This is a genomic window from Gilliamella sp. A7 (assembly GCF_002142015.1).
GTDB classification, from domain to species: domain Bacteria; phylum Pseudomonadota; class Gammaproteobacteria; order Enterobacterales; family Orbaceae; genus Gilliamella; species Gilliamella apis_A.
In genome coordinates, this window is sequence record NZ_NASN01000068.1 from 1 (window position 1) to 10630 (window position 10630).

Below are 10630 nucleotides of genomic sequence, written 5' to 3' on the forward strand. Positions count from 1 at the left end.
TTTATGTACTATTTTAGAGGATAGTTACAACAGCTAAATGAAATTAATAAGAATAAATAGACTCATCCTATAGAACACAACATCGTAGAGAAAGAGTAATATTGGAACAATATTATCATTGATTTCTAATGTAGATTTTAAAGCAAGGTAAAGATGGTTAATCGTTACCAGTTCGATAATAAAGATAATAAATAGAACAATTATGGCTTTTTTTATGATTTTTTTTCATTTAACTCTTAAAAATTCATCCTTGATTAACTTTAATTTTTCGCTGCTAATACCCTTTCAACTGTATCAACAATAGCTTGAGTTTGTGAATCAATTTCAATATTTACCTCATCACCAATCTTTTTACTATCTAATGTGGTAATTGCTAATGTTTCAGGAATTAGATGGATGTTAAATTGATTATCTTTAACTTCTCCCACTGTTAAACTTGCGCCATCTATACCAATAAAACCTTTGTATAAAACATACTTCATAAACTTTTCTGGTATGGCTAACGTCATTTGACAGTTAGTTGCTGTTTTCTGGATGTCAATAATGGTGGCACGGCAAGAGACATGCCCAGACATTACATGACCACCAATTTCATCGCCGTATTTAGCACTTCGTTCAATATTTACCAAATCATTTAACTTTTTACTGCCAAGGGTTGTTAAGGCTAATGTTTCTTGCATAATATCAAAAGTAACCCAATCATCGTTAAAATCGGTCACGGTTAAACAACATCCGTCGTTAGCAATGGATGCACCAATTTCAATATGCGGTGTTAATTTTGCTGGTAATTTTACCTTATAAGTACGTAATTTATCTTGATCGATGATATCAATAATTTGACCAACACCTTGAACGATTCCTGTAAACATTGTTATAACCTTTATAATTCATCATTATTAGCAGCTATTTTAGCGCAAACCAATAAAAAATAATAATGATTATAATCAAATGATTTTGGTTAGACTGCCTGATAAATGAAATAATTTACTCAGTAAAAAGATACCCAATTTATTAGTCTACTGATATGATCATGGTTAATTTATGATTTAAAGGTTTTCCATTTATGTTAAAACTTATTTTAGCAATTTCGGTCGGTTCAGTTGCTGGTGGTTTATTACGCTGGTTTTTATCGTTAAAGTTAAATGTGATTGCTTTTACTATTCCGTTAGGAACATTAGTTTCCAATTTAATCGCTGGCTATATCATTGGTTTCGCCATTGCCTTTTTTAATCACTCTACCCTATCTTCTGAATGGCGATTATTAATAATTACTGGTTTTTGTGGTGGACTTTCAACTTTCTCGACCTTTTCAGCTGAGATTGTTAATTTTCTTCAAGAAGGCCGTATTGGTTGGGGATTAACTACCATCGCTATTCATGTTGTAGGTTCAGTATTAATGACGTTTTTAGGCGTTTTGACCTATCAGTATTTTCGCTCATGAAGATAAATTACACCATAATAATCTAAAAAATGATCAAAATGGTATTTACAACCTCGAAATACTGTATTAATATACACTGTATAAGTAAACAGTATAGAGGTTATTATGCTTATTGAACATTCATCACCACAACTTATGGCTATCAATTTTGAAACACCTTTTCAACAAGTGTTGCAACAGCAGAGACCTTTATTACGTTCGTTCAATAAAGAAAAAAAATGGCAATTATGGCTATCAGATCGTCCAATGTTAAAACGTTCATGGGTAAATGTTGCCGGGCTTGATAAACAAAAAGTCGTACATTTAGCTAACTTAACTAATAATAATTTAATCTCGACTATAGAAAAGGCATTACAAAGTAAAACCTGTAGTTATGTGGTAGCTTGTATTAACGATCTTAATGAGCAAGATAAACAACGTATAGAACAAGCTGTTTTAACCAGCGATACTTGTTTATTCTTAGTTCACGATGAACAAAGTCAGCAAGCTGTTAAATACCACTGATTTGAAAATTAACCTTTCAAATATAAAGAGTATTTGGCATAAAATTTAATTATTTTCTTTATTAACATCAGTTATTATAAAAAGACACTATTTAATATAGTAGTGTCTTTTTTATTTAGTGTTCTATCATTAACTTTAAATCATGTAATAAACTAAAGTTTTAACTGCAGCGAAAGTATAAGCAAGCATCTATAAAGTTTATAAATAGCAGATTAAATTATTAATCACTTTTCACCCCTCGAATAACAGTACCTCGATCAAAAGGTTGGCAATATGATATTACTTCTAATTTGAGAAAATCATGGCGGATCGCTCTACAAAATTTTGAAGTTATTGATGAATTAAATACTGCAGTTAAAAATGTTTTTAAACGGACCTAATAAAACACTGCACTTATTACTTAGTTAAGATTAAATTGATACGAGTTTAAATATAGATACAAAAAAGCGGTAAATTATGCATTAGATTGTATTAAACTTATTTTTACTTGATAGATAGATTAGAATTTTATAACTTAACTTTCTGTATTTTAAATACAAATTAATTTTTTAGTTAAAATTATAGGTTATAATGTAGTTAAAAAAGTTGGTTAATTTAGCTGTAATCAAGGTTCGATAATCAATTCATCTCGTGCTTCTTGTTTAGCTTGATTAATAATAGCTTTAACAATCCATTGTGAAAGATCGATCACTTGCTCATTATCAAAGTTCCAAATATCTTTTAATACCATGAATATTTCAGAACCATATATGATTGAAATTGAGTAGATGACTTTATCAAAAAGCTCATCTGATAACTGCTCTTTGAGTGGTTGTAATAGATTGGAAAGAATTTCCTTACGATTGCCTCGCACAAGTTTTTTGGTCTTTTCTGTAAGTTGTGAACGTTCATTTGCCCATTGTTTCAAAGAAAGGCTTAAAGCTGCACGTAATGTTCCTTCATGTTTTAACATTTGTGGAAACGCAAATGCTAAAAAATCCTTTATTCGATCTTCGACATTTTCTTTATCTGATTGCCATAAAAATATCGGACTAAGTGACCGCTCAACAACCGCAGATATTAAATCAGTTTTAGTTGGAAAATAACGATAAGCAGTTGCTCTAGAAATACCAGCTCTATCTGATAACTCGGTGATAGATAACTCCTCACCCTGCTCTAAAGCCTCGATCGCAGTTTCGATAAGACGATCGTAAGTTCTTTTTTTGGCCCCAGAATATTTGTTAGAAATCATTAAGCTATCTATATTCATATTTTATTTATTGCCAATTAGTAAACTTTTGTAAATTATACAACTTTTTTTAACATAACTATAATATTAAAAAAATTTTTAAAAAAAATTTAAAAAAATGAGACTAAAGTCTCATTTTTAGCTTATAATTAGCAAAGTAGTAATCGCTGATAGTTGAGTAAGAAGTATCGAATTCTATTTTATCTGTTTAAGGAGAAATAAATGGCATCGCATAACATGGTTTACTTGGTCGCGACACTAGACACAAAAGGAGAAGAGATTGTTTACATCAAACATTTACTTAGTAAAAGAAATGTTGAAAGTAAAATAGTCGATATCTCCACTAAGCAACCACATTCTTTTAATCACATTGCCGATATTAGCGCTAGTACTGTTGCTAAATATCACACCGATGGTGAAAAAGCTGTTTTTGATATTGATAGAGGAAAGGCTATCGTTGCAATGGCTAATGCATTTAAACAATTTTTATTAGCGCAAAATGATGTTGATGCTATCCTCGGTTTAGGCGGTTCAGGTGGTACAGCGTTAATCACGCCAGCTATGCAGGCGCTACCTATTGGCGTACCAAAGTTGATGGTTTCGACCATGGCTTCAGGCGATATATCGGGATATATTGGTGCAAGCGATATTGCAATGCTCTATTCCGTTACAGATATTGCTGGCGTAAATGTTATATCTAGAAAAGTACTTGCCAATGCGGCTAATTCTATCGCTGGTTCAGTACTATTTAAAACTCAAGAACAAGTCGAAGATAAACCAGCAATTGGATTAACCATGTTTGGAGTTACTACCCCATGTGTTCAATCACTTTCAGCAAAATTAAATGATAAATATGATTGTTTAGTTTTTCATGCAACGGGTAGTGGCGGTAAAGCAATGGAAAAATTAGCTGATAGCCATCTATTGAAAGGTGTACTTGATATCACTACAACTGAAGTTTGTGATCATTTATTTGATGGAGTACTTGCTTGTGATGATGACCGATTTGAAGCCATCGCAAGAAGCCAAGTTCCATATATCGGATCATGTGGCGCCCTTGATATGGTTAATTTTGGTAGTCCGGATACTATTCCTGAAAAATATCAAGATCGTCTGTTTTATCCTCATAATCCACAAGTTACTTTAATGCGAACCACGCCAGAAGAGAATAAAATCATGGCAAATTGGATCGCGACTAAATTAAATAAATGTCAAGGTGAAGTCGTTTTTATTATTCCTGAAAGTGGTTTTTCTGCACTTGATATTGAAAATGGGGATTTTTGGTCACCGCAAGCAGATCAAGCTTTCATAGATGAGTTTGAAAAAGTCTTTATTCAAACTGAAAAACGACGATTAATAAAAACTTCGCATCATATTAATTCACCTGAATTTTGTAATTTAGTTATTAACGAATTTAAAAATATAATTAAATAAAGTAATGGAGAAAATTATGAGTAGTAAACGTGCTCAATTATTAAAAAAATTCCATGATATGATTGCTAAAGGTCAACCAATCATCGGTGGAGGAGCGGGTACAGGATTATCGGCGAAATGCGAAGAAGCTGGTGGTATTGATCTGATTGTAATTTACAATTCTGGCCGTTATCGTATGGCGGGTCGCGGATCACTAGCCGGTTTATTAGCTTATGGCAATGCCAATGAAATTGTTATGGATATGGCTAAAGAAGTATTACCGGTTGTAAAACATACTCCTGTTTTAGCCGGCGTAAATGGCACCGATCCTTTCTGTCAATTTGATCAGTTTTTAGATCAGATTAAAGCTACCGGATTTGCTGGCGTACAAAACTTCCCAACTGTCGGTTTAATTGATGGTAATTTTAGAGCTAACCTCGAAGAAACAGGTATGGGCTATGCGTTAGAAGTTGAGATGATTCGCAAAGCACATGAAAAAGATCTGCTAACTACACCATATGTATTTAGTGAGCAAGATGCTATTGATATGACCAAAGCTGGTGCGGATATTTTAGTTCCACATATGGGCTTAACTACCGGTGGTAGCATTGGCGCCCAAACCGCATTAAAACTTGCGGATTGTGTTCCTTTAATCAATCAATGGGCTAAAGCAGCTAAAGCGATTCGTCCAGATATTATTATACTTTGCCATGGCGGACCTATTTCATCCCCTGAAGATGCAGAATATATTTTACAAAATTGTCCTGATTGTAATGGTTTTTACGGCGCAAGTTCAATGGAACGTTTACCTACAGAAACAGCATTAACTCAGACAACAGAAAGATTTAAGTCTATTCGACACCAACAATAAGTAAGCAATAACGGTGCGACGACTCGTCGCACTGCTATTTTTCTATTCTCAAACATAAGCAAATTATACTTATACCATCTTAATTTTCAGTTATAAAAATTGATGATAATTGTCTATTACTTTACTATTGATTGTTAACTGTGAGACAATCTTAATTGCTGTATCCTATGTTTTAAAAAAGTAATAACGTTTGTAAGAAATCTTTATGAGTTTCATTATTGTTATTTTGCTAACTTAATATAGGAAAACAAAAATGAAAGAATATCAAACTGATGTAGCTGCATTTGTATTACGAATTGCTTTAGGTATGATGTTTTTAGCCCATGGTTTTACCAAACTACTTGTTCTTACCCCAGAAGGTACTTCTGAGTATTTTCATACTCTTGGCTTTCCCGGTTTTTTTTCTTATATCGTTATCGTTTTTGAAATTGGCGGCGGCGCACTGTTACTACTCGGTATTTTAACCCGTGCAGTAGCGCTGATTGCTTTTTTTCAGCTAGCAATAATAACTATTGTACATTGGACTAATGGTTGGTCATTTACTAATCCTGGTGGCGGTTGGGAATATCCAGCTTTTATGTCATTAACCGCTTTTAGTTTGGCATTATTAGATACGGGACGATTTAGTGTTTTAGCAGGTAAGAAATATCCACAAACGATTCAACAATAAAATGCTAGGTATTTAGGAAAGGTAGAGCTAATTATTTATTACCTTTCCTAAAACTTTAATAGTTGTAATTAGTTATTAATTTCAATTACTAAAAGATCACCCTGATCTTTTAAGAAATATTCATCTTCTTGAGGCGCTCGTAATGACATCATACGATTATCACCCATTTCCATGGTATCACCAGGATTCATTGTCGCTTGACTTTGTCGCAAATAATTTAAAATGTTACTAAACATGTCAAAATAATACTCACTTTCCTCATAACTATTGGCTAATGCAGCAAAATTAGGTAAACCAAATTTATTAGCACCATAAGTGCGCATCCAAATCCCTTTAATATTTTCTATTTCATATTTAACAAAACCACAAAACAATAAAGGCAAACATTCACCTAAAGTGGTTAAACCATCTTTTTCCGAAGCTAGTGAATTAATAAAGTTAACTGGCAATGAAGTATGAGCATCTTCATTAATTACTGCTAACGCATTAAATTGTTCAAAGGATGCAGCTAAAAGAGTTAAAGCTAAGTACTGCTCTAAAACATCTTGTTCATGGCCAACATAATATAATAATAAATGACTATCACTTGCATAAACTTGTTGTTTTATTTCTTGACTATAACTAGCTGGAGTAACACATGCTTCTAATACAGCTTTAGGATAAGGCGCATTGAGACCAAATACTCTAATAATATGTTTACCCCAACTCACTAAAATACACATACCTTCTTCAAGTTGTCCAAATGGTATTTCATATCGAATATCCTTTATAGTTGGATCAATCGATTTAAGTTTTGTTAATAATTGATCGTTATCAATATTAAGAGCACCTCTAAACACAATACTTAAGCTAACAGCACTTTCAATATCAGGATTTGGAACAATCGAATTATTCACCTGCTTTGATTCTGTTTTTTTACCAAAAAAACGAGAAAATATACCCATTTTATATTCCTTGTGACAACTATTTTAAATTAAATCAAATTTAGTGCATTTTACAGTAATAATAAGCTCTAAAACTTAACCAATATTATCTACTTGCCTATATTAAGTAAATATTTTATTTATTATTTTTTACCATTGTAAATTTTCTAATTCAATAATTAAAAAATCAATCAAACATCGCGTTCTAAGTGGTAACAATTTGCGGCTTGGGTAAATGGCATAAATATTTAAATCATCCTAATCAATAATTATTATAACATCGATGGTTTAATCAAATATTAATAATGGTTTATTGTTTCTATAGGGTTGTCTATAATTTTTTATCGCCGCTTGCCAATCATTAAATTCAAATAAATTTGCTACATTTAAATCATTTGCATCTAGTATGGGCCATATATCATCAAACATCTTTAGCCACTGATTTTGACTTATTTGCTTTAAATAGTGACGAATATGAAACCAATGAACTTTTGGTAATCGCTTTTTAGGTTGAAAAAAAGTACCTGAAAGCAGACCATAAGAGACAAATTCACTTGACTCTGGCATATGCGCCAAAATTGTTTCGGCAAGCTCACCACCAACAGCATCAAAAACAATATCAGCTTGTCTGGCAAAATATTCGATAGTTTGCTTATCATCTTGCTTTATATGTTTAATTGTATGTTTATTATAATATTGAGCATGATTATCAGAACGACAGATAACTGTAACAGATAAAGCTGCAAATTTTATTGCCCAGTTACATAACAATTTTGCGCAATCCGATCCCGCGGCAGTAACTAAAATATGCTTTCCTTGTGGCGAATAATGTTTCAGCATTAACCATGCTGCAACTGGGTTAATATAGGCTCTGGCAGCCGTAATATCACTAATTGAATCGGGAACTTCAATAGCAAATTCTGCTGGTGAGTCAACGAAATGTTGCCACGTGCCTTCTCCCCTTAATGGTAGAACTCGTTTTCCAATTAGACGTTGATAAGATAGTGGAGCTTGTATAACTCTACCGACACCTTCATAACCAGCAATTTGCGGCAGTGTGATACGATGCTGGTAAGCGCCAGTAATTGGAATAAGATCTGAGGCATTAATTGGTGCATATAGCATTTGAACTCTAATGTAATTTTCTTTTAAAAAGGGTTTATTTGAATATTCAAGTGTCAATACTTGTTCTGGTAGTCCAAATTTTCTATAAAATAATGCTCGATTCAATTATCTATATCCATATTCAAGGTCATTTTTCATTGAAGTTTTTATCATTTGGTCATTTTATTTTGCTCATGTTAATGACAAAAAAATGACTTTTTAAAATTTTACTTATATTTGATGCACATTTCATGAGTTGACTTAATATTCATTATTTACCAACAAACTCCTATATAAACCAAACTTAAATTATCTTATAAGTATTCCTTGCCATCAAAAATGGCATAATTTCAATCTTAAAAAAATATAACAATTAGAAAACTGATTAGTTTCAATCAGCATTTATTATACATTTTATTGAATCCGGTAAAGGATAAATTTTTTCAATAGGCAGCATTTCGCTTGCTTTTTCTATTTGATTATTAATAATAAATTGATGAATTGACTTTACATAGTCAGTAATGTCGTCAATTTGAATAATCCAATCTTCAACATACTTTTTAATCGCTTCATTTTTTAAACCAATTTGTATAGATTTGAAATCCAAATTTTCAAGTCGAATATTTTTTTCTGGGTCCCATTGTACACGTACAGGAGTTTTGCTTAATTGTTCTTGCCAAATTGAATGATTACGGTAAACAGAATTGTTGAAAGTGGATAAACATGCCTGTTTTAAAGCCCATTCAAAACCTTCGCGTTTTAATTTAATAGCTAAAATATGTTCTTGCCCCTCTTTTTGTGCCCATCCTGATCGATACATCATCCAGAGAAAAGAAGGTTTAATCCATGTCATTCTCTCTATTTTGAATGGTGGCACAAATGTTTGAGCTTTTATTGCCGATAAAGCTATCTCTTTCCTGTATGCTTGATAAACTGTTATTGTTTCTTCATCAAATACTGCTCTTATTTCTCTTTGTTTCATGTAATTCCTCGCAAAATATTTCTATCTCTCTTTCTCTATGACCAGCAACAGGCAAACGAAGCAAACGGTACTAATTGACACAAATAATCGGCTAAGATCAAAAGTTTGAATTGATACCTAAAATATTCGAAAACGAATACAATCCTTTTTAAAAAAGACTTGCAAGAATACATAAAGCAAAAGATTAACCAAATAACCACTGAAAACGCATAAAAGCCTCAAAAAAGTGGAACCATATATAGCCAGACAAAAATGTAACTATCACTATAATTAGCTGGATGCTCCATATAAAATCCAATTTATAAAACTAGCTATAACAAAATTCCTTTCAGTTAGGATTATCACGGATAAATATTTATGTCAAAAAATGAGGATTTTTTATTAATCCTCAAAAATTAAGAAAAAGTATTTTAACTTATTAATTTGTTTCAATGAATGATTCAATATTCATTACTGTTGCAAATCGCATCAATGCCGACATAAAGCTATTATGAACATCTGACGATGAAATAATATTACCGTTAAATTCAAGATCACGGGTAGTACAAGCATCATGAATTAAAATTGGTTGGTAATTGAGTTCATATGCACAACGAGTTGTAGAATCAACACACATATGACTCATCATGCCACAAATGACCAGCTGGGTTATTTCTGCTTGCTTTAACTTCTGCTGTAATTGTGTTTGATAAAAACTATTCGGATAAGCCTTTTCAATCACAAATTCATTATGTTCTTGAATAGGAAGTAATTTAGGATGTAACTGACAACCATGACTATTTTTAACAAAGAAAATAGCATTATCATCTTGGTTTATATGCTGTATATAGATAATGGGTAACTGCTTTTGCCGAAAATATTTTTGTAATTTTAACGTATTTTTTAATGTTTGAACGGTATTGTTTAAGGGATATTTCCCATCGGCAAAGTAGTCATTTTGCACATCGATAATCATTAATGCTTGAGTCATATAGCTCTCCTCTATAAAAACTGTGTTATTATCTTGCTATCAACTACCTTTAATTAACATAGCGAATTGAAGTAATAAATTTCGGTTTGCTTTCAAATTGAAAATATGGATAAAAAAGATCACGCTATCTTAAATGAATTAAGACAAAATAGTCGGCAATCGTGGCGCGAGATCGGCGAGAAGGTATTCTTATCAAGTCAAGCTGTGGGGCAACGTGTACAAGAGTTGCTAAATAGTCATATTATAGAACAGTTCACAATTAAAGAACCAAAACATCAATTACAATTTATCACTATTTACATGAACTCAAATCAATTTGAATCTTTTGAAAAATTAGTAAAATCTGTTAATGAAGTTTCTGAGTTTTATAAGATTACAGGTGACGGTTGTTATATGATTGTTAGCTGTTTTGAAAATGATGCATTGGATGCTTTCTTAACAAAAATCTCAGGTTTTGGTCGATATAAGGTCAGCCATAAATTAAAACAAATTTTATAATTTAATCTATTTCTGCTATTTAAACA

The 10630-nt window shown here is 31.9% G+C and carries 12 protein-coding genes; 6 read left to right on the forward strand and 6 right to left on the reverse strand.

Annotation, left to right across the window (positions count from 1 at the left end; translation table 11 throughout):
- Nucleotides 1-260: 260 nt before the first annotated feature.
- Complete coding sequence (locus B6D18_RS11495; protein ID WP_086364574.1) at nt 261-869, reverse strand: riboflavin synthase subunit alpha; 609 nt, start codon at nt 867-869, stop codon at nt 261-263.
- Between the two features lie 194 nt (nt 870-1063).
- On the opposite strand from B6D18_RS11495, the gene crcB reads away from it, so the two are divergent.
- Both crcB and B6D18_RS11505 read left to right on the forward strand, forming a co-directional pair.
- Nucleotides 1064-1441, forward strand: coding sequence for a fluoride efflux transporter CrcB (gene crcB, locus B6D18_RS11500; RefSeq protein WP_086364575.1), 378 nt, complete (start codon nt 1064-1066; stop codon nt 1439-1441).
- A 105-nt stretch (nt 1442-1546) separates the two neighbouring features.
- Complete coding sequence (locus B6D18_RS11505) at nt 1547-1945, forward strand: cell division inhibitor SulA (RefSeq protein ID WP_086364576.1); 399 nt, start codon at nt 1547-1549, stop codon at nt 1943-1945.
- 604 nt (nt 1946-2549) lie between these two features.
- Here the strand turns inward: B6D18_RS11505 and B6D18_RS11510 are convergent.
- Nucleotides 2550-3194, reverse strand: coding sequence for a TetR/AcrR family transcriptional regulator (locus B6D18_RS11510; RefSeq protein WP_086364577.1), 645 nt, complete (start codon nt 3192-3194; stop codon nt 2550-2552).
- Between the two features lie 201 nt (nt 3195-3395).
- Between B6D18_RS11510 and B6D18_RS11515 the strand changes: the two genes are divergently transcribed.
- From B6D18_RS11515 to B6D18_RS11525, 3 genes are all read left to right on the forward strand, one after another.
- On the forward strand, nt 3396-4607 hold the full coding sequence (locus tag B6D18_RS11515) for a Tm-1-like ATP-binding domain-containing protein (RefSeq protein ID WP_086364578.1): 1212 nt from the start codon (nt 3396-3398) through the stop codon (nt 4605-4607).
- Between the two features lie 16 nt (nt 4608-4623).
- Nucleotides 4624-5457 (forward strand): phosphoenolpyruvate hydrolase family protein, encoded by an 834-nt coding sequence (locus B6D18_RS11520; protein ID WP_086364579.1) that lies wholly within the window; start codon nt 4624-4626, stop codon nt 5455-5457.
- Nucleotides 5458-5710: 253 nt separating this feature from the next.
- Nucleotides 5711-6127 (forward strand): DoxX family protein, encoded by a 417-nt coding sequence (locus tag B6D18_RS11525; protein WP_086364580.1) that lies wholly within the window; start codon nt 5711-5713, stop codon nt 6125-6127.
- A gap of 68 nt (nt 6128-6195) precedes the next feature.
- Here the strand turns inward: B6D18_RS11525 and B6D18_RS11530 are convergent, their stop codons facing one another.
- The 4 genes from B6D18_RS11530 to B6D18_RS11545 form a co-directional block, all read right to left on the reverse strand.
- The gene (locus B6D18_RS11530) at nt 6196-7071 is read right to left on the reverse strand and encodes a DUF4261 domain-containing protein (protein ID WP_086364581.1); all 876 of its coding nucleotides are present in this window, start codon (nt 7069-7071) and stop codon (nt 6196-6198) included.
- 267 nt (nt 7072-7338) lie between these two features.
- Nucleotides 7339-8280 carry a zinc-dependent alcohol dehydrogenase family protein gene (locus B6D18_RS11535; protein WP_086364582.1) on the reverse strand — a complete coding sequence of 314 codons (942 nt, stop codon included), beginning with the start codon at nt 8278-8280 and terminating at the stop codon, nt 7339-7341.
- Nucleotides 8281-8545: 265 nt separating this feature from the next.
- Nucleotides 8546-9136: a DUF4291 domain-containing protein gene (locus B6D18_RS11540; protein WP_086364583.1), complete on the reverse strand. Its 591-nt coding sequence runs from the start codon at nt 9134-9136 to the stop codon at nt 8546-8548.
- A 418-nt stretch (nt 9137-9554) separates the two neighbouring features.
- Nucleotides 9555-10106, reverse strand: coding sequence for a cysteine hydrolase family protein (locus B6D18_RS11545; RefSeq protein WP_086364584.1), 552 nt, complete (start codon nt 10104-10106; stop codon nt 9555-9557).
- A gap of 105 nt (nt 10107-10211) precedes the next feature.
- On the opposite strand from B6D18_RS11545, the gene B6D18_RS11550 reads away from it, so the two are divergent.
- Nucleotides 10212-10604: an Lrp/AsnC family transcriptional regulator gene (locus B6D18_RS11550; protein WP_086364585.1), complete on the forward strand. Its 393-nt coding sequence runs from the start codon at nt 10212-10214 to the stop codon at nt 10602-10604.
- Nucleotides 10605-10630: the final 26 nt, after the last annotated feature.

Coding starts and splice junctions, on each gene's coding strand:
- B6D18_RS11505 (WP_086364576.1), top strand. CDS start 1,547: ATGCTTATTGAACATTCATCACCACAACTTATGGCTATCAATTTTGAA.
- B6D18_RS11550 (WP_086364585.1), top strand. CDS start 10,212: ATGGATAAAAAAGATCACGCTATCTTAAATGAATTAAGACAAAATAGT.
- B6D18_RS11530 (WP_086364581.1), bottom strand. CDS start 7,071: ATGGGTATATTTTCTCGTTTTTTTGGTAAAAAAACAGAATCAAAGCAG.
- crcB (WP_086364575.1), top strand. CDS start 1,064: ATGTTAAAACTTATTTTAGCAATTTCGGTCGGTTCAGTTGCTGGTGGT.
- B6D18_RS11495 (WP_086364574.1), bottom strand. CDS start 869: ATGTTTACAGGAATCGTTCAAGGTGTTGGTCAAATTATTGATATCATC.
- B6D18_RS11540 (WP_086364583.1), bottom strand. CDS start 9,136: ATGAAACAAAGAGAAATAAGAGCAGTATTTGATGAAGAAACAATAACA.
- B6D18_RS11520 (WP_086364579.1), top strand. CDS start 4,624: ATGAGTAGTAAACGTGCTCAATTATTAAAAAAATTCCATGATATGATT.
- B6D18_RS11545 (WP_086364584.1), bottom strand. CDS start 10,106: ATGACTCAAGCATTAATGATTATCGATGTGCAAAATGACTACTTTGCC.
- B6D18_RS11510 (WP_086364577.1), bottom strand. CDS start 3,194: ATGAATATAGATAGCTTAATGATTTCTAACAAATATTCTGGGGCCAAA.
- B6D18_RS11525 (WP_086364580.1), top strand. CDS start 5,711: ATGAAAGAATATCAAACTGATGTAGCTGCATTTGTATTACGAATTGCT.
- B6D18_RS11515 (WP_086364578.1), top strand. CDS start 3,396: ATGGCATCGCATAACATGGTTTACTTGGTCGCGACACTAGACACAAAA.